The organism is Stenotrophomonas sp. FW305-C-20-S1, assembly GCF_058783335.1.
Window position 1 is genome coordinate 1 of record NZ_JBYTEK010000049.1, and the last position, 25,991, is coordinate 25,991.

Genomic DNA, 25,991 nt, shown 5'->3' on the forward strand with positions numbered 1-25,991 from the left:
CCCCCCCCCCCCCCCCCCCCCCCCCCCCCCCCCCCCCCCCCCCCCCCCCCCCCCCCCCCCCCCCCCCACTACCACGGCGAAAATCCATGGCGCCGCATCCACCGGCCAAGGCACCACGGCGGCGGAGTTGACATGCAGGCATTTGCCTGCCTATTGTGATCCCACGGACGGCACCCCGCCGCCCACCGTGGAGCCGCAGTCATGGTGGATATCGCACACAGAGTCAGCATCAACGCCCCATCGGCCCAGGTCTACCAGGCCCTGGCCACCCCCGAAGGCATCGCCGCCTGGTGGGCCGAGGACACCACCGGCGACCGCCACCCCGGCGGCACCGTCACCGCCCGCTTCACCGCCAACGGCCAGGAAATCGGCGCCATGCAGATGAAGCTGCTGCAGCTGCAGCCAAGCGAGCGGGTGCTCTGGGAATTCATCGACGGCCCACCGGAATGGATCGGCACCACCGCGCGTTTCGCCCTGCACCAGGACGGCGACTACTGCATCGTGCTGTTCAGCCATGAAGGCTGGAAGGAGCGCGTGGAGTTCATGCACCACTGCAGCACCAAGTGGGCCATCTTCCTGATGAGCCTGAAATCCCTGCTGGAAACCGGGCGCGGTCAGCCCAGCCCGCACGACGTCAAGATCGACAACTGGAACTGAAGGCACCCCATGGATGCAGACAAGGTGTTCAAGGCACTGGCCGATCCCACGCGCCGCACGCTGCTGGACCTGCTGTGCGAACGCAACGGACAGACCTTGGGGCAGCTCTGCGAGCACCTGCAGATGGCCCGGCAATCGGTTACCCAGCACCTGGGCCTGCTGGAAGACGCCAACCTGATCAGCACCGTCAGACGTGGCCGCGAGAAGCTGCACTTCATCAACCCGGTGCCGCTGCACGATGTCTATACGCGCTGGGTAAGCAAGTTCGAGCAGCAGCGCCTGAGCCTGCTGCATGACCTCAAACAGGAACTGGAAGGAGAATGACGATGAGCGCTGAATCCACCCGTTTCATCCACGTGATCTATATCGCCTCCACGCCGCAGAAGGTGTTCGAGGCCATCACCCGGCCGGAGATTGCCCGCACCTACTGGGGGCACGAAAACGTATCGGACTGGAAGCCCGGCTCGCGCTGGCAGCACGTGCGCGCTAACGACGAGCGCACGGTCGAACTGGTCGGCGAAGTGGTGGAAAACACCCCACCCTCGCGGCTGGTGATCACCTGGGCCGCCGCCTCGCAGGCGGACAACCCGAAGGCCTATAGCCGGGTGACGTTCGAGATCGTGCCGTATGAGGACATGGTCAAGCTGACAGTGACCCATGACGAGCTGGAACCGGGCAGCGGCATGGATACCGGCATCCGCCAAGGCTGGCCGATCGTGCTGTCGAGCCTGAAATCGTTGCTGGAAACCGGCAAAGGCCTGGACGTATTCGCCAAACCCCAGTAGTGCCAGACCATGGCTGGCAATCCGCCCACGGCCCAAGCCAACCCGTGAAGGCGCCTTGATCCCGCTGAACGACGCATGCAACGCGTGCTGGCCGCTCATCCGCAAAGTACGCGTTACGTCACGTCAACACGGCATCATTGCGTTGCAGTTTCAATACCCTTCCACAGGTTCCTCTTGCAGCCCTCTTCCCCTTCGGCCGGTGAACCGGCCCCGTCGTCGCCAGCCTTCATTGAAGTTGTTGTTGTGCGGGCCGGTACCCACCTGTTTGCCATCGATGTCGAAGCCGCGATTGAAATCCGTGGCCCGGAAACCTTTGATCGCCCCGGCAGTGGCGCGCGCCCGCACCTCACCGTGCGCGGCCACGCACTGCCGGTGGTCGACCTTCGCCAGGCCATCGGCTTGACCGGGTTCGCTCATGGCTGCCCGGCCATGCTGCTGATGCAGGCGGGCGCGGAAACCCTCGCTCTGGCCGTCGACGAGGTGCGGGAGATCGAAAGCGTGCCAAGCGACAAGGTGTGGCCCGCCTCGGATATCCCGTTCGGGTTCTGCAGCCATCGCGTCACGTTGGATGCGTTAGGCGAGGTCCCCATGATCGATCCCACCCGCCTTCGATAACACCGAACCACCGCACCGACCTCCCGATAACACCGGACCCCACACCGACCTCCCGGTAACACCGGACCCACACCAATCTCCCGATAACACCGGGTCCACACCGATCTCCCGGTAACACCGGACCCCGCACCGATCTCCCGGTAACACCGGACCCCGCACCGATCTCCCGGTAGCGCCGGGCCATGCCCGGCGGGCAGCCGGCCAGCTAGCGCGCCGTCCAGCCCCCATCCACCGGCAGCGCCGTGCCCGTGATCTGAGCCGCAGCATCCGAGGCCAGGAACACCACCATTTCCCCCAGCTGCTCAGGCGTCACGAACTGCAACGAGGGCTGTTTCTCGGCCAGCAGCGCGCGAGCGGCGGCCTCCTGATCCGTTCCCTCCCGCTCCGCCAAAGCGGTGATCTGCTGCTCGACCAGCGCCGTTCGCACCCACCCCGGGCAGATCGCGTTGGCGGTGATGCCGGTACCCGCGTTCTCCAACGCCGTTACCTTGGTGAACCCCACCACGCCGTGCTTCGCCGCCACATAGGCCGACTTGTTCACCGACCCAACCAGCCCATGCACCGATGCAATGTTGATGATGCGACCGGCTCCCTGCCCCTTCATGTAAGGCAAGGCCGCCGCCGTTGAGTGGAAGACCGCCGAGAGATTCAGTGCGAGGATTGCATCCCACTTCGCTACGGGAAACTCCTCGATCGACGCGGTGTGCTGGATGCCCGCATTGTTCACCAGGATGTCGATACGCCCCATTGTCGCAACGGCGCGGGCAATCATGCCCCGCACCGCCTCACCACGGGAAAGGTCGGCGCCATCATGCGCCACCCGTACACCGAACTCGGCTTCCAGGCCGGAGCGGATGCGTTCGATCTCCTGCGCATCGCCAAATCCATTCAACACGATGTCGGCGCCTTGCCGCGCCAGCGCAGTGGCAATGCCAAGACCGATCCCGCTGGTGGAGCCGGTAACTACCGCGACTTTTCCATTGAACATGGGCGAGCTTCCATCGGACATAGGCAGCCAGTGTAGCTTCACCGGCCGCCTCCCCACCTGCTACGCGCCCACGTCCAATGAATGCGCCAGCAGAAACTCCCTGGCGTACTCATCCCCAGCCTGCGCCGAGGCGCGGATCAGGGACACCGCACGTGGCACATCCTTGGCAACACCGTTGCCATGGAACAGCGCCAGGCCGAATTCGTACATGGCCGGGGGATAGCCGGCATCAGATGCCCGCTCAAAGTACGCCGCCGCCTGCGAGACGTCCTGCTCAACGCGGTCACCCGTCAGCAGGCACAGCCCCACCGCGTAGATCGCCGGGATATACCCTTTCTCTGCGGCCTGATTGAGGTTCGCGAAGCTGTCAGCTTCGGCATGTGCGTCGTCCTCACCTGCAAGCATCGAAGAAGAGAGGAACAATGCTTCGGCACACCCAAGCGCAAGAGGAGGAGCGAGCAGCCGCCGTGCCCCGGCAATGTCACCACGATCGAGCACCGCATCGAAGTCCGTCGTCAGCTGGGTTGGCATGTCAGTCATGGCACAGGTTTCCTTTCTGTTTGCGGGCATCCGTTCACCCCGCTGGGATTACGCATGCACCATGCCGTACATTCCTCCAGCCCACGAGGAATGGCGACGGAATGATCTGACTCGTGGGCCAACTCGGCACAATCCACTTGCCTATCCGTTGTCGCAAATAGCATTGGACCCAACAAGGCATGTGGGGATATTCTCGAATCTACGTGGATCTGCCCAAAAGGTGACAATCTTGACCCTTTCTTCTCCGCCCGTTCCAGCCAAACTCCGGGAAATGCTCAAGGACTATCCGGAACATATCGAACGACTGCAGGAAGTACTGAATCGATCGGTTGAACGATCGCGCAAAGTTCCTCTCATGCCATTCGATAGCGCGATCGCTGCTTTGGAGGGGAGGCTGGGAACGTTCATCATGGAAGCTCGCAATGATATTGCGGCCGCGGAGAGATCAGGCAACCCAGAGCAGATAGCCCAGGCTCATGAGAAGGAACGACTGATGTCGTTCGCTGCGTCCAGCAACATTGGCATGGCTGAGCTAGATGATTTGTGGGAGTACTTTCAGGTCAACTTCCGGGGAACCTGATAACTTCCGCCGATAGTCGCCTTCCGTCAGAAATTCACCAGAAGATTCTAAGGGAAAAGATCATCCCTCAGAGTGGTCTGGATGGACGAACCTCATTTGAAACTCCCAACGCAGTCATACTTGCCGGGCAGCCTGGCGCTGGCAAAGGCAGCCTGGCGCGTCAGGTTCGTCAAGAGCTGCTCGACGATGTCATCACTATTGATCCCGACAGGCTACGTGATCAGTATGAGCCCGTTCAGAGCCTGCGCGAAAAGTACCCATACACTTGGGCGGGCCACACTCACGATGACGCCAGTCAGTGGGCCAAGGAACTACGCTCAGCAGCAATCGATGGCCGCAAGAACCTCATTCTCGATACCACGCTGGGAAATGGAGACAGCGCCGTTTCCCTGATTAGGGAACTGCAGGCGAGAGGTTATGAAGTTGAGGTTCGGGGAGTTGTAGCGCATAGGCTGGAAAGTGAGCTTGGTGTCGATGAACGTTTCGCCGCGATGCTCGACGATGAAGGCTTCGGCCGCTACGTCCCCGAAGACGTACGCAAACACGTCTACCAAGCCTTGCCCGGCAATCTGGACAAGGTTCAGGCCGAGACCGGCATCCAGATTCGGCTCTACGGACGCGAAGGCGCCCAGGTCTACGACAGCCATAGCGACACCCGCCTACCGGGCGCAGCACTGGAAGCCGAACGCGAAGCTCGACTGAAAGAACCTCGAATCACCCAATCATTGCGCGATGGCTGGCGAGCACAAGGGCGCTGGCACGCCGAACTTGCGAACACCCTGCCCCACAACGACAAAGTCAGTCCGCCAACAGCGGCAGCCGTTTTCGATGAGCGCACGGCACTCAAGGTTGTTGAAGCCAATGCGTCCAACATCCGCGAAACGCAAACCATTGACCACACAATCCGCGTCCGTCCAAACATGGTGCGAGGCGCCATCATCGGCGGTGCCGCAGCAACTGTCGTTGAAGCAGCCACGGAAGGGACAAAGATTGCCGACCTGTACGCGCGCGACAACCGCACAGGCGCGGAAGCTGCGATATTGGACTTCGGTGCGCGCAGTGTCGGCGGCTGGACCGGGGCAGCGCTGGGCGCCAAGGCGGGCACGCTGCTGGGCATCGAGTCCGGCCCCGGCGCGATTGTCACCGGCATTATCGGTGCCGGACTGGGTGCGTGGGGTGCCAGCGAAGTTGTCGAATGGGTCGAGAAGTACAAGATCAACAACCAGGGCGACGGCTCCGGCAGAGTCTGGACGTTTGATCCCGCGCATCCTGAGAAGGGCTGGACGCACAGCGAGCGGGAAATCATAGGCACTGTCGGCACCTTGGCCGATCGCCCGATCTACGGCCCGGCTACGCTGCTGACGGCCGATGCCGAATTGACCCAGCAACTGAACTACCAAGCCTCAAGCTTGGCCGTTGGCCTGCGGATGCGGGAGCCTGATCAACCGATAAATCCTTTCAGCATTGCCGGCGACGCCACCGACACACCCAGCGCACTGCCGCGCTCCTGGGAGCGCAGTCCGGAAACCGGCGAATGGCGACGTGAGGTCGTCCATCAAGTCCTTGAGCACGGCATCAAGAACACGACGGTGGAAGTAGCCGATGCCGCCAAGGCGGCCCATCTCGATGAGACCGCTCAAGGCATCATGGCCTTCAACGCCGCCCGGAGTTCAGCCGCCTTCGCCAAGCAGTACGAGCAGGTATACACCACGCAAGGCTGGTCCCAGTACGGCGAGATTCCGGAGGAGGTGGTCTTCGCCCGGAACCATCCCGATCACGTTCTGGCATCCGATGGGCGCACCTATCAGCGCCAGCACGATGGCGAATGGCTGCATGACGGTTGGATCTACGATTCGCTGGCCGAGGGCAACATCCGCGACGAGTTGAATGGCACCTATCCGCAGATCCGGGCGATCCAGCAGCAGGAGGCTCCCACACCCGGCTCCCATGAGCGACGTATTGAAGCCCTGACCGCAAACGAGCGCGATGCCTACGATCAGGCCACGCAGGAAGCGAACCGGCTGGGCGTCGCGGCTCCCCAGGCGCAGCAACTGGCCGCCGCAGCGGTAGCCGAGGTGCGCGGCGAACACGCCGATGAGCGCCTGACGCCGCAGGCAGTAGTCGATGCGCACGCCGAGGAGCGAGCTGCGCCGGCGCCCAGCGCACCACCCCTGGTGCAGGAGCACCGCACTCCCGCGCCTGCAGCACCGACGCCGTCGGTTCTTGCCGAGCCGGCACAGGAACCGGCGCGCCCGGAAGGGCCACGACCCGAGCCAACTGCAGCTAAAGCGCCCCCAACGCAGGAAGATTCGAGCGAGCAGAAAGTGCGCACGGATGCAGACTCTCCTGCGCAGCAGACGCCGTCTGCGCCCGCGCCATCACCCTCCATTCCCGCGGCTGAGCAATCTCGCGCCCAGCCCGAGGCGAGTGCGCTGCCTGCTTCCGGTGTTGAGCGCCACGCTCCCGCGCAGGATCCAGTTGCGACTCACGCCCACTCCCTGGCCCCAGCGAACCAGACCGAAGTGGCCGACGCCGCGCCAGTGACTGCTCGCCTCCACGAAAACGACGCAAAGCCGGCGCCGATCCAGCCCGAGTCAGAAATTCCAGCTAACCGCGCCGCAGTCGAGCCGGCTGCGCCCCCGCCGGCAACAGACGCCGCGCCCAAGGTCTCGGAGCACGAGCGTCCTTACACGCCATCGCCAACGGACGTGCAGCCCACCCCGCCGTCCAGCGCAATGGCCTTTCAACAGCCTGAAGCACCGCCCGCTCCCCTGCTGCCGACCCAGCCCGAGCATCCCGATCACGCCCTCTACCAACAGGTACGAGAAGGCGTGGCAAGGTTGGACGCCAAGCACGGCCGCACCTTCGACGAAGCCAGCGAGCGCATGACCGCCAGCCTGCTGGTGCTGGCCAAAGACAACGACCTGGACCGTGTCGACCACGTGCTGCTGAGCAACGCCACAGCAGACAAGCCCACCGGTCACACCCTGTTTGTGGTCCAGGGCGAGCCCAGCGACCCCGCACACCAGCGCGCCGCAATGCCCACCGAGCTGGCCGCACAGACCTCGGTTGAAGAATCCATGCAGCAGTTCGACGCGGTCAGCCGCGAGGCGCAGCAGCGCGCCATTGCCAACCAACTTGAGCAGCAGCTGGAAGATCAGCGCGTGCAGCAGGATATCCAGATCCGCGCCGCCAGCATGGGTTGAGTGGGTGAGACACGTGCGAAATCATCTACGACAACCATCCACCTAGCCCCTCTGTTACCAATCGGCGCCGCTGATGTCGCCGCGCGATTAGAAGCGCAGGCCCGCTTGATCGACCGTCGCTAGCGGATTGGCTTTCCGCACCGCCTCCAGGAAGAGCAGGAAGTCGCGGTTGAACAGCGTCAGGTTGTTGGTGAACGTTACGCTCTTTCTGCCCGCTGCTTTGCTGAAGCACACCTGCCAGACATAACGCTCGTAGATGACATCGGAGGTTCGGGTGACGGAGGTGATCTGCGTGAGCGGAACCGTCGTGGGCATTGGGCCCCGATGCAGATAGAAGGTATCTGTATCAAAGAAGTAGTGCTCTCGATCCTCTTTCCCATTAACCATCACCAAGGTCATGGACGTACCGGAAATCCGCCGAGGCGGGTTCAAGCGCAGCCCAGATTCCAACGCGGAACGGGCGCTCTGGGTCCTTCGCCGCTGGATGAACCAGATGGTCAACAACGGAAGCACCGCAAGGACAATCAAGCCTACGGTCTTCAAAACAGTCTCCAGTGTGCTTGGCACACAGATCTCCAAGATGAACGTTCAGGCATTGGCGATGCCCGGGTAGATCCACGCCACGCCTGGATGGCGCTCCCTCAACGCCCCATCACTTCCAATGATCCGGCCCCAGGAACGGCAGGCTCAACACAAACACCGGAACCGCCACCGGCACCAACGCAGCCCCCAACACCTTCCCGGCGGCCGTCCCAACCCCCGGCTTGTCTGTATCCTCCGGCTGGATCCGCTCAGCCCGTGCAGTAATCGACTGCGGCAGCTTCGCCTTTGCGGCCAGCGCAGCAGCGTCCGGCAATTGCACCCGCTCGCCATCCCCCTCGAACAGCGCGCTGTAATAGCTGCCGCCCTTCCTGGAAAGATTGCAGTCCGGGTTGGCCGCCAGTTCATAGCGGGTCCGGGCTTCAAGAATGTATGGCCGGCGCGTCAACTCGTCGATGGCCTTGGCCACCCGCGGGCTGATCTCCAACCGCTCCAGCTTGAACTGGGCAGCTTGCTCCGGTGTCACCTGCTCGGGCCGCAGCAGCAGCGCGTAGCTGCCATGCACCTTGGTGCGGTCAGCCGGAACACGCCAGTCTTCACGGATGTACATCTGCGCGCAGACCACGGCCTCGCGCAGCGGGCTGTCCATCAGCGCGCGGTAATCACGGAACGGTACCGCATCAAAGCGCATCGGCTCGTCATAGACAGGTAGCAGATACAGCTTGCCGTCGTCGGCCACGAACGCGCCGGTAATCTCGCGATTGGAATGGTGGTAGTCCGGCCCACTGGCGCAGCCAGACTGCAGAACCAGGCACAGGGCGGAGAGAATGAAGAGGATGGACGTTCGCATGTCGTATTGAAGGGCTTCCCAGAAACCGGCCTCGCCCAGAAGGAGGAAGCCAGTGCGTCATGGTGCCACGGCACTGCATGCGATGCAGAACGCGCTTACTGGGCTCTACCCCGGTATCACGGACGGTTCTAGAAGAGCGGCAACCCTCTGATCCTGCCTGACGACCCATTGCCGCATCCTTGGATTGTGGCCTCGCTTGATGGCACTGAACTTCCTACGTACTGACATGAATACTCCTCAAGGCCTGAATCGGCCTTCTTTCGGCCTTCTTGTAGATGTCCGGGAAAACGGAGGTGAACCCCACCATGAGGCCACCGCCTGGCCTCGGTAGCTGATTCCTGCCTTAGCTCGTCCTTGGGTTTCGCTCACCCACGAACCTTCCCTTCAAAGTAGCTCACCCCGGTCATCCGTCAAGATGGCCAGGGCGTTCTGCTTTAGTCATCATCGCCCTGCTTGTGCTTAAAGACATGCGGCAAAAGAATTTCTGTTCTCGCCATGCTGTGATTGATGACGAACGACACACGGTCACATACCGCAAATGCCTCTTGAACTAGCTGTTGTGGCAGGTGAGCACTCCACTTGTGTCCAGGCTGTAGAACAAATGGAATCGGTTCAACGGTGAGGACTGCAGCTTTGGTCCGTTCAAACCTGCGAAAGGGTCTTCGCCATTTCCAAGGCATCCGAGTGAAGCCATATACCCCAACACTCTCCAGTGTTGTTGCCTGACTACCAATGTTCTTGACGGTAAAACTAAGATGCAATACGCCATCATTTCGTTGCCCTGGCGTAAAAATCAGAAATCCATCTTGAACCATTGCTCGGAGCCGGGCGCGATTGATGAAGCGGAACACTTCAAATCCGGCCATGAGTGAGGACAGCAATGCACCCCAGATTGCCAAGAACGCAGTCATACCTCATCTCCTAATGGCAGATGATTGACTGCAAAAAATGTTTCAACTCGTCTAGAGTCACCGCGATCCAAACAGCTTTTCTCTAGCGCAGCCTTTAGCTCTATGGAGTCTCCTTTTATCCATTGACTGACCAGCACATCGAAGTGCCTGGTTTGCTTGACGTAAGGAGTCAGCCTGCGGATGTATACGTCCGCAATGTCTTGATGAGTGACACCGCGGGCCTCAGCAACATCCTTAACCGCTCGGATTCGAATCCGGCGAACATCACTAGAGCTATTGCATGGAGCTGCTTTGTGAGCCACAAAAATGGCGTGCAAAAGGTCAACTGCGTCATCAATGCGTTTGCTCATTGAAATCCCCTCTGCTTGTGCGCAGGACACGTTCTAGACGTGCCAGATTGGCTTCCATCTTCTCTACTGAACTACAGGAGAGTAAGTTGGTCGTCTGACTCAAGCGGCGTAATGTCAGAGACGATGATGGTCGGCCGTCGCTCTGCGACGTGAGATTGCTTGTAGAGGCGTGACACTGTCCCCTCGACAACGCAATGAAGAAAGAGCGCGGGCTTGTATTGCTTTATATTCCCAACACCCGGAACACAATTCAACACATGCCCGTGATACTCAAGCCCCAATGAGTTTGCGTTCTCATTGCCTCGCGTAAGCCTCCCTTCCAGGCGCACTTCATCGCCATGTTCCAACTCTGGAAACAGCAAATCTCCATCGTCATTGGCTGCCGGCTGGTGGCCGAAGAATGACTTCTCTGCAACGGTGATCGTGGTCGCTTCAAAACTGCCGCCGTCGCCACTCCTAACGCCAATTTCCAAGGAGCGCCCCTCCCGAACCGTTGATGAAATTCGCTTCAGCATCGTCGATGGTATTTCCATGTACCACTTTAGGTATTCAATCGGGACATAGATGATCTCGCCGGATTCATTCTTAATTCCGACAACCCCCGCTCCGGGCCAGTGAAGGTCACTTGCCCACTCACGATTTCCCTTGGTGTGCTTGAGCACATCAATCAGCTTCTTGAACGCATCTAGAGACTTTCGCACCACATCTGAAAGACCGATGTCCTTGAAGTCCTTTTCCGCCATCTTCTCAGCAGCCTTCTTTACATAGGCCCCTGCACCTATGGTGACTACCCCGGAAGCCACAAGCATCCCGTGCTCTTGAATCCAGACGATCCAGGAACCTTCAGCAGTCTTTACGGGGATCTCGTAGTCAACTGCGGCCAAGCCAGGAGCCTGCCTCCTGCAGAAATATTTAATGCAATCGTCGAGACCCAGCAGCACATTTCCCGCAGCAGAGGCCGAAATTACCCCTGTGGGTACCGCCTCGCCATACAACTTTAGGTAACCAACCCCTGAACTGTCAGCATCAATCACGATGGAGCCCTCGGTAGAGACGGCAAAGCCAATACATCCTTGACCTCCGATAGTCGTCGGAGTGATTCATGAACGTCAAGCGCCAGGGGATTCCGATTCCAGATGTCAGCCGGCCACAATGCTAAGCAGCATGAGGGACAAGCGTTGGCAGCATCACTATCAAGCCAATGAGCCAAAAGATGCCGCACGCGGTAATAGTCCAGAGTTGCTCGGCGTTGAGATGTCCTCCACTACGCTGGGTGAAGGCGAAGCCGCTCCGCCTTCCTCCGAAGCAGGCGTATTAATGATGCGAATTTCTTCGACCGAAGCATTCAGCGTTTTCGCCACATGCTCGGCGCCAAAAGCCCCCCTATATACTGCCACTGTAAAGTACGGCCAGCCGTCCCGGACCATCATCGTCACCTTGACGAGCCAAATCGCCCGATGCCTCCCGACTCTAGGATGAAATACCCTCAAAATATGGGTTAGGAACAAGAACATCCAGATGCCTACACTCAACTGCTCTACCGCCCCATCAGCCAAGCGAGCCAATTGCGTCACCAAAGCGCCGCGACGCCCCTGCCGCAGGAGACCCTGCGGTGCCTGCCATGCGCAGTATGGGCAATTCCCGTCTACCTGATTCGACCGTCGATATCTACTTCAACCGCTCCACCAACCGCTGCCCCACCTCCAGCGCCGAAGCCGGGTTCTGCCCGGTAATCAGCTCGCGGTCCACCACCACATGCCCCGTCCACGGCGTGGCGTTGCTGCTGAACTTCGCACCCGCCCGCTGCAACGCGGTCTGCGGGTAGAACTTCATCTCACCACCGCCCAGCAGCGGCTTGGCCTGCTCTTCTTCCTGGTTGCTGATCACCGTCATCTGGTAGCCGCTGTAGATCCACTTCGGCGTAGCCGGCATCGCACCCGCGTCCAGCTTCGCCACAAAACCCGCCGCATCCGGCAGCGTGGACAGCAGCGCGATCGGCCCGTGGCAGACCAGCGCGGTGGTCTTGCTGCGCTGGTGGAAGTCGGCCAGCAAGCGGCCCAGCGCCGGGCTCTTCAGCAGGTCCTGCATCGGCGCGTGGCCACCGGGAATGTAGACCGCATCGAAACGCGCGTAACCCTGCTGCTCGACGCGCGCCAGGCTGACCACAGGCGATGCCGTCGGCGAGGTCAGCGCCAGCTTTTCGAGCAGGTCCTTGTGCACCTTCAACTGCGCCGCATCGTTGCCGAAGTACGCTGGCGTCACCGAGGACACATCCACCGTCGGCGCCCGCCCCTGCGGCGTGGCGAAGGTCACCGCGTGGCCCGCGTCCAGCAGCAGCTTGACCGGCTGCATCAGCTCGTTGAGATAGAAGCCGGTGGACAGCGCCTTGCCGTCCTTCAGGTCCAGGTGGTTTTCGTCGGACAGCACCACCAGCACGTTGGCAGCATGCGCGCCGGTGGCGGCCAGGGTCAGGGCCAGCGCTGCGGCCAGCCGGGTCATCAGGTTCATGGGGAGCTCCTATCGGGGAATGGCCGCCACTTTATTCATCGCTGCAGCGGCGATAAATTGGCCCCACCGCAAAACATCTGTTCCCGGGAGAGCCAAATGAGCCGCAAGTTCGACTACCTGGGCGATGTGGAGGTGTTCCTGGCGGTGGTCGAGCACGGCTCGTTCACGGCCGGCGCGGTGGCGCTGTCCACCACGCCCTCGGTGCTGAGCCGCGCGGTCACCCGTCTGGAGGCGCGGCTGGGCCGCCAGCTGCTGCAGCGGACGACCCGCCGCGTGGGCCTGACCGACGCCGGGCGGCTCTATCGGGAACAGGTGCGCACCGCCTTCGGCCTGCTGGACGACGCCGAGCGCGACGTACTGGCCCAGGACGGTGCGCTGGCCGGCCGCGTGCGCCTGAGCGTGCCCACCACCTATGGCCACTACCGGCTGCCGCGCGTGCTGGCGCGCTTTGCGCAGCAGTACCCGCAGGTGCAGGTGGAACTGAACATCACCAACCGCAACGTGGACCTGGTGGCCGAAGGCTTCGACCTGGCCATCCGCCTGGGCCAGCTGCCGGACAGCGGGCTGGTGGCGCGAAAGCTGGAAGACGCCCGGCTGCTGCTGGTGGCCGCGCCGGACTACCTGCAGCGCCGCGGCACGCCGCAGACGTTGGACGATCTGCAGCAGCACCTGTGCCTGCCGTTTGTTATGCCGCGCACCGGGCGGCTGGCGCCGTGGATCTTCCGCGACGGCGGGCGCGACGTGGACTGGCTGCCGCGTTCGTCCATCGAGACCTCCGACGATGTGCTGGGCGTGGTGTCGCTGGCCGAACAGGGCATCGGCATCTGCCAGAGCTATGAGTTCATCGTGCGCGAGCGGTTGCAACGTGGGCAGCTGGTGGAAGTGCTGCCGCAGCTGCGCGGGAGATCGCGCCCGTTCTCGGTGATCTATGCGCCGCATCGGCGGCAGTCTGCGGCGGCGCGGGCGATGATTGAGTTGCTGGTGGAGAATACGTCGGTGGCTGAGTACGGCGTCGGCTAAGGATGCGATGCCTTCTTGCGGTGTCGGGTTTGAACCGATTTTTGGAGTGTGCGGCTGATCGGGCGCCGCTGCCACCCGATGCAGACTAAGAACTATTGCAAAGAACGCCGTCGCGTTATCCCCTTGCGTCATGGGCGATTACGCCACTCTGATTCGCAATCAACATAGCGGCTGCGCAAATGCGTCTCGTGGCGTCGCGTGCTGCACGAAGGGTGCATGCAAGAATAGATCTCCGCTCTCGAATCCCGCGATTTCTTCGCGAATTTCAATTTGCATTCGAAGCGACCGCGTAAACACCATGGCGCGCCACCGACAACGGGTGGCAACGGGTCTGCAAACCCGTGACGTTCGATGTGCCTGTTGTTTACGCTTGCCCGTCGGCGCCGTCCTTAACCGGCGCCGGCGGGCAATCCGTCGGCCTTTATGGCGGGCGGTGCGTGGGGGCCTTCTGGCCCACCGGTCATGGCACTACTTCGTCCCGGTTTGCAGCCACGCACCGTCCGCCACCCCGCCTACGCGGTGGCGCTGTTAAGCACAGCCAAGGAAACCGACGCCATGAACGATTCCGACACCTTCTCCTCGTACGCCGCTGTCGAGCCCATCAACGACGACACTCCCCTGCCGGACCTGAGCACCTTCTTGGGCATTCTCAAGCGCATGCGCGGATGCGAGGGGGCTGATGGGCTGCCTTGGCCGGAGAACGATGTGTCACCCGGCCGCCGCGTGAGCCTAGCAAGAACCGAGCGCGCGCTGGTGGGGTTGCTGACGGTGCTGGAGGTGCTGCACGCGGCAGACCGCTGCCGGGTGGCAGCGGAACCAGAGCGGCATCTGGATGAGGGGACTGTTGATGGCCTGTTCTTGGCTTGCCGGGGACTGGCTGAGTGGGCTTGTCGGGAAATCAGGCCGGAGTGACGACTCCGGCCACGCCGATACCTGACCCCTCATTAAGTACTCACATGCCGAACTCCACTTACCCACCCTAGCTCCCGTACACCCTGAGTCTTCGACCCGTGAACTCGAAGATAAAACCATCGGCTGAAGCCAGTATGCTAGAGAGCTCCGGTGTAAGCGCAGATGCCGCAAGCCCAGGTTGAACCACACATATGCTCATCTTAATACGGTACTTGGAGAGCTTACGAAGAATGGAATACAGGTCTGACATAGCACCTTTTTCGAATCGCGTCCGCCGACCACCGAGTCGACGTTCACGACGTATCATGTGATTCAACAGCATTTCCGGACGTTGTAGCAAGCGCGAACTTTTGACCGCTTGACCACAAACTTCGTAGAGATCCTTGACCCTCGCGCCCGGCTCTCGTCCAGAAGCATACTTACAGTGATAGAGGGCGAGCTCGACCTCGAGTCCTTCTTGGTTCTCCGTAATGACGATGATGTCAGCCGCCTCGCCTGTATCATCATCATCGAAGACGATCGTGTTGGCTTGCCCGATTAGCAACGAGATCATATGCCCTTGCACTGAAGTGGAACGCAGCTCGCCGTTCTTCCACTTTGATTCGTTCGTTATTGGAACACCCGTCCAGTCAAGCGAAAGTATGCTTTCGGGACTGAAGGTGTAGGGCAAATGTTCTGGATATTTGAAGTGATACTTCCCTAACACCTCTGATCCATCTCGAAGAAGCAAGGCTGGCGGATGAGCGGTAAGAAACTCTTCCAATGGAACAACATCCCCATCAGACGAAATAAAGAAGCGAGCTCCCGATCGATGTAATACACAGAATGATGAACCCCACTGGAGCCCAACCTCCGACACATGATCTTGACCCAGAAAAACTTCCACTCGAATCTCAGAATCGGACCTCATCACCCGGCCAAATGAAAGGTCCAGCTGATTGTACGCCTCCGAGCAACCATCAACAGATATGCGTCGACCAGAATCGTTCAGGTCAACGAGAAGCTCATCAGGCAGAATGCAAGCAAATACCGGCGTATCAGGTGCGACAGTTATTTCGCGAGGAATTAAGGTAAATCGCAAGAAGCTGTCGGTTGCAATGGACTCGTCTCTTATCTTCCTGGCAACACCGAAACACCACGATTTCCACTCCTCAATGGAAAGCGACCCCATGGACCACACACGGCCCTTGAAAGAGGCACCGATGTTCACCTTAGAACCTTCTTCGTAACCGATAGCGAATAGATTGGATTTTGTGCTACCTGCCTGTATCGCGGTCGACACGTGCTCACCGATGTCCTTTCCGGCCAGCATTTGAAAGCGGAGCTGCCCTCTTCTGTAAAGCCCAACATTATATAGGACTGATCGATGTAGACCATCGAAGACCCTAAACATTCTCTCGCCACTTATCAAAGCCGAGTCCGAGCCGCCAACCGCGCGGGCGATATTTGAAGACCTTGATGCACCGTACGTAGTATTCATGGAGATCAAATGGCTATCTTCATTGAAAGCAATGATTGTCAGGTTCCAATCAAAGCTCATCGCATCCCGCGAGCTTGACCAACCCGGATATTTTAGATCCTGGGTAATCATAACCATCAGAGTACGATCTTCACTCAACCAACTCTGGTGAAGTCGGGAAGTTTTTGGCAATGCGCTTTCCACTCTCCCCACATCAAACCGCTGAGCCGTATAGAACGTTACATTCGCCTTAGCAGATATCAGACTCAGATCAAACTTCTTTTCCTCTGGATTTACCAAGGATTGCATCATTGCGATAAACGCCGCAGAAGCCTCCTCCCCCCCTACAGCCTTTGCGCTGAGTTCGGGGACTATTTCATTCCAATCTGCATCCTCCGCGAATAATTCAGCCACGGCCGAATCTACCATCGGGTCTGCGATATTAACCACAACTGTTGCGCCACCAGCCGAGCTCGACGACCGAGTAAAGCGACCAATGAACTGGAGCGTCACCGGAAGACTCTTGTGAGAATCATGAAGCGCGGCAATTTTCAGGGATGGTATGTCAATCCCCTCCCCGAGCATATCAACGCAGACTATCACCCGGTGCCTTAGATCAGTTATTCCTTCAATCGCACGCTTCCGATCTGCAGCACCTATTCTGTAGTGAAGAAGCACCGGCTCTAGTTCTGAGTAGCGACTGGAGTAGAGCGAGAAAAGAGCCTCCGCATGCTCTCTCGTACGGGCTCGCGCCATTATCAAATGCCTGAACCCCCGTTGCACTTCATCCCGCCTAAGTGCATCCACAGCCGCAACCGCAATTGCGGCGTCTGCAGAATCAGGATCACGTTCATCGACCTTTACGACTGACATGCTCGTAAAGTACCCCAATTGCTGAGCCATTCTAAGTGGAAATTGATAGATCATCTCTCCAGGCACTCTACGCCGGTCATTTCTGTAAGGCGTGGCGGTGACTGATACTATCCGAGTGTCACTCCCAAACAGCTTAGAGATCCGAGTCCATGACGCGGAGGGCAGATGGTGCGCCTCATCGAAGAGAGCAAGGTCAAACCATGAGAGAAACTCTCGGAGATCATCATCGGAAGCGCCAAGCAGCATCTGCGTAGTCGACACCACAACATTAGCAGAATGCAGAATTGAAAGGTCACAAAGAGACGACGGTGTCTTTGTAACTCTTGCCACCACGGGATTCAAAACGGAGTCAGGTATTGCATCTATTAATCTCAGGATGCCCAGATTGGAGAATCTCGATGAAACCTGTGATCTCAGCGCATCACTGGGAACCAGAAGTAACGTCCTATTCGCCGGTTTCATCAGAGATGCGGCAATCATGACATCTGTCTTCCCTGTTCCAGTAGGTAGCACTACCTTCGCGTGCGAGGCCTTTACGCTCCAATGCGCTGCAATTGCATGCAATGCGCCTAGCTGAGGAAGCCGAAAGCCCCGCTCAGTCACCTCACCGACGTCGTTTACAGCTTCCTTTCGAAGCCTCAGGCTATCCCGCCAACTAAGAATCACGGCCCTAGCGTATGAGATTCCTTCGACTTCGATTAGCGCAGGATGGGACATCCACTCCGCATCATCTCCAAGGATTAGTTCACGGCCTATGATCACAGCGCCTGGGGCATGAATCTCATGCAATGCCCCCGAAGATCTATATTCCCTAACTAGACAGACAACAACAGAAAATTCCCCATGCTCAAGCCTGACTGACGTGACTTTATCGCTTCGTTGAGCGCAAACGTAGACATCTGCCTCAATTGAAAATTTATTTCGTGCCATCACTACTTTCTCGAACCACGCCTCCTTCGTGATCACAGTGACAGCAGGAATGGTCACACTCACCGCATCCACAATCGCATCCATCGCAATCATTTATCCCCTCCTGGAAAGCTGACCGCTCAGATTGGAAATAGCGACATCTCAGCACATCTAGATTTCTGTCGCGTCAGCGAAAAATTCAGATGATTAAGCCCCAGCAAAAACCTTGTGCGCGCCGGAACCCTCTCATCTCTGGATCTTATGATGCACACCGTAGCGCGAACAAGTCGACGCAAAGCCGCTGACAGCGACCATGCCACCGCATCGAGCGGCAGGGCTTGAATTTCGCTAGGAAGGACACTACCACGACCAGCCTCGGATTCAAGTTTTAGTAGATCCGCAAGCGCATGCCCGGATTGAAACAATAACGCGATGCATTGATTGCCGGAAGCAACGTTGGGTCGCCGAACTGTGCGAGGCCGAATCGGTCGACTGAGCTGGGCGTTAGATATCAACTGCGGGACGCGCCAGTCGCATAACTGGCACCTGCTACGGGCCGGCAAGGCAAGCGCAGCGACGTTTGCGCTGCAACAGCAACGCAATATCGCTATCACCGCTGCGGCAGCTTGCAGCTGGCGTCAGCAACTCTCCTGCTTTACTCGGACATGGGCCTTGTGCCTACCAGCCTCCATTGGAACCGTCGTGAGATGTCAAAAAAGCGTTCATTAAGTCCAGCGAACTGGTAAATGCACTCGCAAGTTCGTCCGAAATTATTGAGCAGATGGGACGAAACACGCTCACCCCAAGCTTCCTTTGATGGCTATCCCCTGGGGTATCTGAAGATCATCAAACCTAGCCGAATTGATGCTGCGATCTCCCGTCGTACACCTAAACAACTCCAAGAAGAACCGATAGGAGGTCAGATTGCAGGCATCATTTAGTACTCGGCCGCTCGTACCAGCAATCTTCGTTGCAGAGGCACAGCGCATTCCTGACTTCGTGTAATTAAATACAAAGGAAGCTGGGCTGATGGCCAGCATTCTGTTGCACTGGTCCATCAACTCCCTATGACCGATCATTGTCATTGAATCGCCTTCGTCGATTCTCTTAGATTGAATCAGAACGCCCTTGGAGTAAGTGAGATCAGGTGTATCGATCGAAACATGGAGAAGCATATCCGCACCGGCTCTTTTCTCTTGTGCTGCGACACCCCTGCGATGCCTCAGAATCGATGCAGACCAAGTTACACCCCCAATTTGACGGTCAAAAGCTGCATCTAACCGACCGATCAGCGCCCCGGTGATGTCATCCTCATCCGTGACCAGCCCATTGGCGTACTTCAGCATCGCAGCATTGACTGCGTCGTCTGCCGCGCGCGCTGCTTCTTGAAATGATTTCTCAAGAATATCTCTCATTTCCCTACTCATTATCATTAAGAGCTTGAAAGAGGCCAAACGATGGCGCCCAGCCGTACTCAGTGTTGCATGCCCGTAAGAGCATACAGATTCACAACGGCTACGCCGTGGCCTACCGCCAGGCTACGAGGTTAAAGTCGCGGAACAGGCCGCGTCCGGAGTCGTCACATTCAGCACTTAGTCGACGCCCCCTCCCCCAAAGAAAAACGCAGTGAGCATTACCTGATTGTTCACCCCTACAACGAACAAGGGCGCCTTTCGGCGCCCTCGTTCTTTCAACTCATTCCCACTCAATCATCAACAGATCTCGCAAGCCCGCGTGGTTAAAGGGATTTGCGATGATCGACATGGGCCCTTACCGTCGCTTTTACCGTCATCCGACAAGAGATTTGTCTGGTGCGGAAGATGGAGAGATTTGCAGGGCGACGACTCTGGCAACACCATCGTCAATCACCTTCTAGGATAGCGCAGACAAGCGCAGCGGTCTTCCTCCTGTCCTCACTTCACTAAGACCTTCGAAATCGCCTGCCCTCCCCTCCCCCTCTTGAACCCATGATCCCGCGCGCTTAGCCGTTCAACAGGCGGCCGCCGTCAAGTACGATTTCAGAGCCGACCGTCCAGCGCGACTCGTCCGATGCCAGATACAGGACTGCTTTGGCCACCTCGTCGGAGGTACCGAAGCGGCCAAGCGGAATGGTTGCCGCGATCGCTTTGTTAACCTGCTCGCGATAAGCTTCCGGAATACCGGCCTTGTCGTAAAGCGGAGTCTCGACGGGGCCAGGGCTCACTGCGTTGACACGGATGCCACGGCCCAGCAATTCGGTCGAGAGCGTCTTCGACATGTTCAGCAATGCGGCCTTCGTTGCGGCATACACCGACGAGCGATCTGCGCCTGCATGCGCGCTGACGGAAGTGGTCAACACGACGGAAGCAGGATTTGCGAAGACCGGCAAAAGCGCCTGCATCAGGAAGTACGGCCCTTTGACGTTGATGTCGAAAATGCGGTCGAACATGTCTTCCGTCCATTCCTCAATGGGCCGCCAGATGGATACGCCGGCATTGAGGAAGGCAACGTCGAGTTGGCCGTAGTGTTCCTTGATGGCTTGTGCCAGCTCCTTTTGTGCAGCAACGCTGGCCGAGTCGGCGCGCAGCACCGGCACTTCCGGGCCCAGTTCGGCCTGGGCCCTTGCAATCGAATCGGGGTTGACGCCCGTTACGATCACGCGAGCGCCCTCCGCCAGGAACTGCTTTGCCGTTTCCAGCCCAATGCCACTGGTGCCGCCAGTGATGAGAGTACGTTTACCTTGCAAGCGCGCCATTTGAATTCTCCGGTGAATGACGACCACCGTGGTCGACATGGAGAAATATGCGCTCATGCCTCACAGCAGATAAGACTGTCTGCTCGCATATAATTCATGCAGATCAGGCATGAATAGAGGTGGCGCCGTGGACCGATTTCTTTTGATGACATGCTTTGCGCGTGCTGTGGAAACCGGGAGCTTTTCGGCAGCAGGGCGGGATCTAGGGTTGGGGCAGCCCAATGTGAGCCGCTATGTAGCAGCTCTGGAGGATCATCTGCAGACGCGCTTGCTCCACCGGTCTACGCGGAAGTTGTCCTTGACGCCGGAGGGCGAACGCTACTACGCGGACATCCGGCGCATCCTGGATGCGGTGGATGAATCCGAATCGTCCTTCAGGAGCAACGTCGACCCATCAGGGCTCTTGCGCGTAGCCTGTCCGACAGCTCTCGCACATGCGTTTGTGCTGCCGCATGTGCCGGCCTTTCTGGAGCGCTACCCTCAATTGAACCTGGATCTCCAACTCAACGATCGATACGTAGACCTGGTCAATGAAGGCACCGAACTCGCGATCCGCATAGGACAGCTGGAGGACAGCGCCCTGCGCGCGCGGCCTCTTGGATGGTATGAGCGGGTCTTCGTCGCCAGCAAGGACTACTTAGCCAAACGTGGAGTTCCGCAGACCCCGGATGATCTACGCGACCACGATTGCATCATCTACACCTTGCTGTCGTCCGGGGCGACCTGGCGATTCCGGGACGCGGAAATTCCGATCAGCGGCAGGCTCAGGGTCAACTCGCCCGACGCCGTGAGTGCAGCGGTCGCGGCGGGCCTGGGTGTGGCACATGGACCTGCGTGGCTCTTTCAGGACGGACTGAACAGCGGCAGATTGCAGTTCATTCTCAGCGACCATACGGCTCCCCCTGTCCCCGTGCAGATGGTCTACGTCGCCAATAGGCTGCTTCCCACGCGGGCTATCGTGTTCATGGATTTCATGGCTGACGTGTTTTCAAGGTTTCCAGCCTTGAACGGCAGCATCCCTGTGCCGACTCGATAAGACGAGACGACAAAGCATGCGTCCAGAAACGAAAAGAGCGCCGAAGCGCTCTTTTCCTTTACCTCGATCAACCAGCAGGATCACTCCCACTCAATAGTCGCCGGCGGCTTCCCCGAGATGTCATAGACAACCCGCGACACCCCCCGCAACTCATTGATGATCCGGTTGCTCACCGTCCCCAGGAACTCATACGGCAGATGCGCCCAATGCGCCGTCATGAAGTCGATCGTCTCCACGGCCCGCAGCGCAATTACCCACTCATAAGCCCGCGCGTCGCCCACCACGCCCACCGACTTCACCGGCAGGAACACGGCAAACGCCTGGCTGGTCTTGTCGTACAGGTCGGCCTTGCGCAGCTCATCAATGAAGATGGCATCAGCCTTGGCCAGCAGTTCGGCGTATTCGCGCTTCACTTCGCCCAGGATACGCACACCCAGGCCCGGGCCCGGGAATGGATGGCGGTAGACCATGGTGCGCGGCAGGCCAAGCTCAACACCCAGGCGGCGCACTTCGTCCTTGAACAGCTCGCGCAGCGGCTCCACCAGGCCCAGCTTCATGTGCTCCGGCAGGCCACCCACATTGTGGTGGCTCTTGATCACATGCGCCTTGCCGGTCTTGCTGCCGGCCGACTCGATCACGTCCGGGTAGATGGTGCCCTGCGCCAGCCACTTGGCGTTCTTCAGCTTGTTCGACTCTTCGTCGAATATCTCAACGAACAGGTTGCCGATGATCTTACGCTTGGCTTCCGGATCGCTCACGCCTTCCAGCGCGCTGAAGTAACGGTCGGCGGCATTCACGCGCACCACCTTGACGCCCATGTGCTCGGCGAACATGGCCATCACCTGGTCGCCTTCCTGCCAGCGCAGCAGGCCGGTATCCACGAACACACAGGTCAGCTTCTCGCCGATGGCCTTGTGCAGCAGCGCGGCCACAACCGACGAATCGACGCCGCCGGACAGGCCCAGGATCACTTCGTCATCGCCCACCTGCTCGCGCACGCGGGCGATCTGGTCGTCGATGATGTTGGCGGCGGTCCACAGGGTCTGGCAGCCGCACACGTCCACCACGAAGCGGCGCAGCAGCGCCTGGCCCTGCAGGGTGTGGGTCACTTCCGGGTGGAACTGCACGCCGTACCAGCGCTTTTCTTCGTTGGCCATGGCGGCCACCGGAATGCGGTCGGTGGTGGCGGTGATGGTGAAGCCCGGCGGCGCTACGGAGACGTGGTCGCCGTGGCTCATCCAGACATTCAGCTTCGGCTCGCCGCCGTGGTCGCTCAGGCCCTTGAAAAGCGCATCCGGGTTGATCACGTTCACTTCGGCGTGGCCGAATTCGCGCTGGTCCGCCGCTTCAGTGGCACCACCCAACTGCGCGGCCAGGGTCTGCATGCCGTAGCAGATGCCGAAGATCGGCAGGCCGCTGTCGAATACTTCCTGCGGCGCGGCGGGCGCGCCCGGCAGCGTGGTCGATTCCGGGCCACCGGACAGGATGATGCCCTTGGCGCCAAAGCCGGCAATCTCGGCCGGGTTGTGGTCCCACGCCCAGATTTCGCAGTAGACGCCCAGCTCGCGGATGCGGCGGGCAATCAGCTGCGTGTACTGCGCGCCGAAATCGAGGATGAGGATCTTGTCGTTATGGATGTTGGTCATGGCGCCCCGGCAATGCAGTAGGGAAAACGAAAACGTCAGATTTTTCAGCGGCAGATGGAGAAAGAGGAACGGGAATCAGCTTCCTCGTTCCTCTTTGCTCGTCCCGCATCAGGAGCGGTAGTTCGGCGGCTCTTTGGTGATCGTCACGTCGTGGACGTGGCTCTCGCGCTGGCCAGCGCCGCTGATTTTCACGAACTTGGGCTTGCTGCGCATGTCCTCGACGGTGGCGCAGCCCACGTAGCCCATGGTGGCGCGCAGGCCGCCCATCAGCTGGTGGATGATGCCGCCCACCGGGCCGCGGTAAGGCACGCGGCCTTCAATGCCTTCGGGCACCAGCTTGTCGGCGGTGGCGGCGTCCTGGAAGTAGCGGTCCTTGGACCCCTTCTCCATCGCAGCCAGCGAGCCCATGCCGCGGTAGCTCTTGTACGAACGACCCTGGAACAGCTCGGTTTCGCCCGGCGATTCCTCGGTACCGGCCAGCAGGCCACCAATCATGATGGTGGACGCACCAGCGGCCAGCGCCTTGCCAATGTCGCCGGAGTAGCGGATGCCACCGTCGGCGATCAGCGGGATGCGGTCCTGCAGCGCTTCGGCCACCAGGTCGATCGCGGTGATCTGCGGCACGCCCACGCCTGCCACCACGCGGGTGGTGCAGATCGAGCCCGGGCCGATGCCCACCTTCACCGCGTCCGCGCCGCTGTCCAGCAGCGCCAGCGCGGCTTCACCGGTGCAGATGTTGCCACCGATGACCTGCACGTTCGGGAAGTTCTTCTTGACCCAGCTGACGCGGTCCAGCACGCCCTGCGAATGGCCGTGCGCGGTATCGACCACGATCACGTCCACGCCGGCAGCCACCAGCGCTTCCACGCGGCGGTCGGTATCGCCGCCAACGCCGACGGCCGCGCCGACCAGCAGGCGGGTGGCGATGTCCTTGGCAGCGTTCGGGAAGTCGGTGTTCTTCTGGATGTCCTTGACGGTGATCAGGCCACGCAGGGCGAAATCATCGTTGACCACCAGCACCTTTTCGATGCGGTTGCGGTGCAGCAGCTGCAGCACTTCATCAGACGCGGCGCCTTCCTTGACCGTGATCAGGCGATCCTTCTTGGTCATGATGTGGCGGACCGGATCGTCCAGCTCGGTCTCGAAGCGCATGTCGCGATGGGTCACGATGCCGGCCAGCAGGCCGTCGCTGCCCACCACCGGCACGCCGGAGATGTTGTGCGCCTGGGTCAGGGCCAGCACGTCGCGGATGGTGGTTTCCGGGCCGACGGTGATCGGGTCGCGGATGACGCCGGCCTCGAACTTCTTGACCTTGGCCACTTCCGCGGCCTGCTGCTCCACGCTCAGGTTCTTGTGGATGATGCCCATGCCACCCAGCTGTGCCATGGCGATGGCCAGGCGTGCTTCGGTGACGGTATCCATGGCGGCGGACAGGATCGGAAGCTTGAGCTTCAGGTCACGGGTCAACCGCGTTTCGAGGTTGACGTCCTTGGGCAGGATGGTCGAATGAGCGGGGACGAGCGAGACGTCGTCGTAAGTGAGTGCTTCAGCCTGGATGCGCAGCATCGGCATACCCGAGATGTGGGGAAGCGCGACATTTTACCCTGTTTTCGCGGCCTGTGGCAGGGGGTAGATGCGACGCAGTGTCGCGTGGGCGGTGGTTGGTTCAGGCGGCCATCCGGTCCGGCGGCATACCGCCTTTGGTAGGTGCCAACCTTGGTTGGCACGATCCGTCCGGCACAGATGTCCCAGATGGGGCCATGGCCCCGATGGATGTGTGCCAACCAAGGTTGGCACCTACCAGGAGCGGGTCATCGGCCTGCCGGCATTGTGCCGACCAACGGTCGGCACCCACCAGGAGCGGGTCGTCAGCTCAGCGCTTCCGCCGCTTCCAGGGTGTTCTGCATCAACGTGGCCACGGTCATCGGGCCCACGCCACCCGGCACCGGGGTGATCCAGCTCGCCCGCTGCGCTGCGGCTTCGAACCCGACATCGCCCACCAACCGGCCGTCATCCAGGCGGTTGATGCCCACGTCGATCACCACCGCGCCCGGCTTCACCCACTCGCCCGGCACGATGTCCGGCCGGCCCACCGCCACCACCAGGATGTCGGCGTTGCGCACGGCCTGTTCCAGCACGTCCTTGGGGGTGAACTTGTGGCAGCTGGTCACGGTGCAGCCGGCAATCAGCAGCTCCAGGCCCATCGGCCGGCCGACGTGGTTGCTGACGCCGACGATGGTGGCATTGCGGCCGCGCACCGGTTGGTCGGTGTGGCCCAGCAGCGTGGTGATGCCACGCGGGGTGCACGGGCGCAGGCCGAACTCGCGCAGGACCAGGTGGCCGACGTTTTCCGGATGGAAGCCGTCCACGTCCTTGCGCGGGTCGATGCGCTGGATCAGCCGACGCGCGTCGGGGATGCCCGGCAGCGGCAGCTGGATCAGGATGCCGTTGATCTTCGGGTCGGCGTTGAGCTGGTCGATCAGGTCGAGCAGCTCGGCCTCGGTGGTGCCGGCCGGCAGGTCGTAGTCATACGCTTCGATACCGACCTTCTCGGCCGCGCGGCGCTTGTTGCGCACGTACACGGTCGAGGCCGGGTCGCCCCCCACCAGCACCACGGCCAGGCCCGGGCGGCTGCCACCGGCGGCGACACGGGCATCGACCCGCACCTTCAGGCTGTCGAGCAGGTCCTCGGCGATACGGCGGCCATCGAGGATGCGGGCAGGAAGCTGGGGGGCGGAGTCGGTCATCGGGTGCGGGCGTGGGGCGGCGGGGACGCTATTGTCCCCGATTCACGCCCCCTCGCCCACCGCGGGGCTCTTCTACACACCTCCAAGCCCACGAGACTTCTACGCGAAGCTGGGGGGGGGGGGTT

The 25,991-nt window shown here is 60.2% G+C and carries 23 protein-coding genes; 9 read left to right on the forward strand and 14 right to left on the reverse strand.

Translation table 11 applies throughout. The annotated features are described in order from the left end of the window. Window positions 1-201: 201 nt before the first annotated feature. From AC3WTC_RS18690 to AC3WTC_RS18705, 4 genes are all read left to right on the forward strand, one after another. On the forward strand, window positions 202-657 hold the full coding sequence (locus tag AC3WTC_RS18690; RefSeq protein ID WP_492712252.1) for an SRPBCC family protein: 456 nt from the start codon (window positions 202-204) through the stop codon (window positions 655-657). A gap of 9 nt (window positions 658-666) precedes the next feature. Continuing rightward, complete coding sequence (locus AC3WTC_RS18695; protein ID WP_100436164.1) at window positions 667-981, forward strand: ArsR/SmtB family transcription factor; 315 nt, start codon at window positions 667-669, stop codon at window positions 979-981. A gap of 2 nt (window positions 982-983) precedes the next feature. Then, a complete protein-coding gene (locus tag AC3WTC_RS18700; RefSeq protein WP_223482303.1) occupies window positions 984-1,442 on the forward strand; it encodes an SRPBCC family protein in 459 nt (152 codons plus the stop codon). A gap of 75 nt (window positions 1,443-1,517) precedes the next feature. Next, window positions 1,518-2,057: a chemotaxis protein CheW gene (locus tag AC3WTC_RS18705; RefSeq protein WP_492712254.1), complete on the forward strand. Its 540-nt coding sequence runs from the start codon at window positions 1,518-1,520 to the stop codon at window positions 2,055-2,057. Between the two features lie 205 nt (window positions 2,058-2,262). Here the strand turns inward: AC3WTC_RS18705 and AC3WTC_RS18710 are convergent, their stop codons facing one another. Both AC3WTC_RS18710 and AC3WTC_RS18715 read right to left on the reverse strand, forming a co-directional pair. Further along, window positions 2,263-3,045 carry a 3-hydroxybutyrate dehydrogenase gene (locus AC3WTC_RS18710; RefSeq protein ID WP_481463234.1) on the reverse strand — a complete coding sequence of 261 codons (783 nt, stop codon included), beginning with the start codon at window positions 3,043-3,045 and terminating at the stop codon, window positions 2,263-2,265. A 60-nt stretch (window positions 3,046-3,105) separates the two neighbouring features. Next, on the reverse strand, window positions 3,106-3,585 hold the full coding sequence (locus AC3WTC_RS18715; RefSeq protein WP_165780890.1) for a tetratricopeptide repeat protein: 480 nt from the start codon (window positions 3,583-3,585) through the stop codon (window positions 3,106-3,108). Window positions 3,586-3,814: 229 nt separating this feature from the next. Here AC3WTC_RS18715 and AC3WTC_RS18720 point away from each other — a divergent pair, with 229 nt between their 5' ends. Continuing rightward, window positions 3,815-4,165 (forward strand): hypothetical protein, encoded by a 351-nt coding sequence (locus AC3WTC_RS18720; RefSeq protein ID WP_229979644.1) that lies wholly within the window; start codon window positions 3,815-3,817, stop codon window positions 4,163-4,165. Continuing rightward, window positions 4,129-7,371 (forward strand): zeta toxin family protein, encoded by a 3,243-nt coding sequence (locus AC3WTC_RS18725; protein WP_492712255.1) that lies wholly within the window; start codon window positions 4,129-4,131, stop codon window positions 7,369-7,371. The genes AC3WTC_RS18720 and AC3WTC_RS18725 overlap by 37 nt, the downstream gene beginning before the upstream one ends. An 87-nt stretch (window positions 7,372-7,458) precedes the next feature. Here AC3WTC_RS18725 and AC3WTC_RS18730 read toward each other — a convergent pair whose 3' ends face one another. From AC3WTC_RS18730 to AC3WTC_RS18755, 6 genes are all read right to left on the reverse strand, one after another. Then, window positions 7,459-7,914, reverse strand: a complete 456-nt coding sequence (locus tag AC3WTC_RS18730) for a hypothetical protein (RefSeq protein WP_492712257.1) — start codon at window positions 7,912-7,914, stop codon at window positions 7,459-7,461. A 109-nt stretch (window positions 7,915-8,023) separates the two neighbouring features. Further along, window positions 8,024-8,761, reverse strand: coding sequence for a hypothetical protein (locus tag AC3WTC_RS18735; RefSeq protein ID WP_492712258.1), 738 nt, complete (start codon window positions 8,759-8,761; stop codon window positions 8,024-8,026). A 434-nt stretch (window positions 8,762-9,195) separates the two neighbouring features. Next, window positions 9,196-9,672 (reverse strand): hypothetical protein, encoded by a 477-nt coding sequence (locus AC3WTC_RS18740; RefSeq protein ID WP_492712259.1) that lies wholly within the window; start codon window positions 9,670-9,672, stop codon window positions 9,196-9,198. Next, window positions 9,669-10,022 carry a hypothetical protein gene (locus tag AC3WTC_RS18745; protein ID WP_492712261.1) on the reverse strand — a complete coding sequence of 118 codons (354 nt, stop codon included), beginning with the start codon at window positions 10,020-10,022 and terminating at the stop codon, window positions 9,669-9,671. Before AC3WTC_RS18745 ends, AC3WTC_RS18740 begins: the two co-directional genes overlap by 4 nt. 71 nt (window positions 10,023-10,093) lie before the next feature. After that, window positions 10,094-11,056 carry a hypothetical protein gene (locus AC3WTC_RS18750; protein ID WP_158684127.1) on the reverse strand — a complete coding sequence of 321 codons (963 nt, stop codon included), beginning with the start codon at window positions 11,054-11,056 and terminating at the stop codon, window positions 10,094-10,096. 634 nt (window positions 11,057-11,690) lie between these two features. Beyond that, window positions 11,691-12,530 (reverse strand): type 1 glutamine amidotransferase domain-containing protein, encoded by an 840-nt coding sequence (locus AC3WTC_RS18755; protein WP_492712263.1) that lies wholly within the window; start codon window positions 12,528-12,530, stop codon window positions 11,691-11,693. Between the two features lie 96 nt (window positions 12,531-12,626). On the opposite strand from AC3WTC_RS18755, the gene AC3WTC_RS18760 reads away from it, so the two are divergent. Together AC3WTC_RS18760 and AC3WTC_RS18765 are read left to right on the forward strand one after the other, a co-directional pair. Continuing rightward, window positions 12,627-13,550, forward strand: coding sequence for a LysR family transcriptional regulator (locus AC3WTC_RS18760; protein ID WP_492712265.1), 924 nt, complete (start codon window positions 12,627-12,629; stop codon window positions 13,548-13,550). A gap of 555 nt (window positions 13,551-14,105) precedes the next feature. Then, window positions 14,106-14,462 carry a hypothetical protein gene (locus AC3WTC_RS18765; RefSeq protein WP_492712266.1) on the forward strand — a complete coding sequence of 119 codons (357 nt, stop codon included), beginning with the start codon at window positions 14,106-14,108 and terminating at the stop codon, window positions 14,460-14,462. A gap of 67 nt (window positions 14,463-14,529) precedes the next feature. Here AC3WTC_RS18765 and AC3WTC_RS18770 read toward each other — a convergent pair whose 3' ends face one another. The 3 genes from AC3WTC_RS18770 to AC3WTC_RS18780 all read right to left on the reverse strand — a co-directional run bounded on the left by AC3WTC_RS18770 (window position 14,530) and on the right by AC3WTC_RS18780 (window position 20,494). Then, a complete protein-coding gene (locus AC3WTC_RS18770; protein WP_492712267.1) occupies window positions 14,530-17,817 on the reverse strand; it encodes a DEAD/DEAH box helicase in 3,288 nt (1,095 codons plus the stop codon). Window positions 17,818-18,500: 683 nt separating this feature from the next. Next, entirely contained in the window at window positions 18,501-19,118 is a 618-nt protein-coding gene (locus AC3WTC_RS18775; protein WP_492712269.1) for a hypothetical protein, read from the reverse strand. 566 nt (window positions 19,119-19,684) lie between these two features. Beyond that, window positions 19,685-20,494, reverse strand: coding sequence for an SDR family oxidoreductase (locus tag AC3WTC_RS18780; protein WP_223485193.1), 810 nt, complete (start codon window positions 20,492-20,494; stop codon window positions 19,685-19,687). Between the two features lie 88 nt (window positions 20,495-20,582). On the opposite strand from AC3WTC_RS18780, the gene AC3WTC_RS18785 reads away from it, so the two are divergent. Further along, window positions 20,583-21,473 carry a LysR family transcriptional regulator gene (locus AC3WTC_RS18785; protein WP_258954778.1) on the forward strand — a complete coding sequence of 297 codons (891 nt, stop codon included), beginning with the start codon at window positions 20,583-20,585 and terminating at the stop codon, window positions 21,471-21,473. An 80-nt stretch (window positions 21,474-21,553) separates the two neighbouring features. Here AC3WTC_RS18785 and guaA read toward each other — a convergent pair whose 3' ends face one another. From guaA to folD, 3 genes are all read right to left on the reverse strand, one after another. Next, the gene (guaA, locus tag AC3WTC_RS18790; protein WP_046982889.1) at window positions 21,554-23,119 is read right to left on the reverse strand and encodes a glutamine-hydrolyzing GMP synthase; all 1,566 of its coding nucleotides are present in this window, start codon (window positions 23,117-23,119) and stop codon (window positions 21,554-21,556) included. A 108-nt stretch (window positions 23,120-23,227) separates the two neighbouring features. After that, a complete protein-coding gene (guaB, locus tag AC3WTC_RS18795) occupies window positions 23,228-24,685 on the reverse strand; it encodes an IMP dehydrogenase (protein ID WP_032976170.1) in 1,458 nt (485 codons plus the stop codon). Window positions 24,686-24,987: 302 nt separating this feature from the next. Next, entirely contained in the window at window positions 24,988-25,866 is an 879-nt protein-coding gene (gene folD / locus AC3WTC_RS18800) for a bifunctional methylenetetrahydrofolate dehydrogenase/methenyltetrahydrofolate cyclohydrolase FolD (RefSeq protein ID WP_492712271.1), read from the reverse strand. Between the last annotated feature and the right edge of the window lie 125 nt (window positions 25,867-25,991).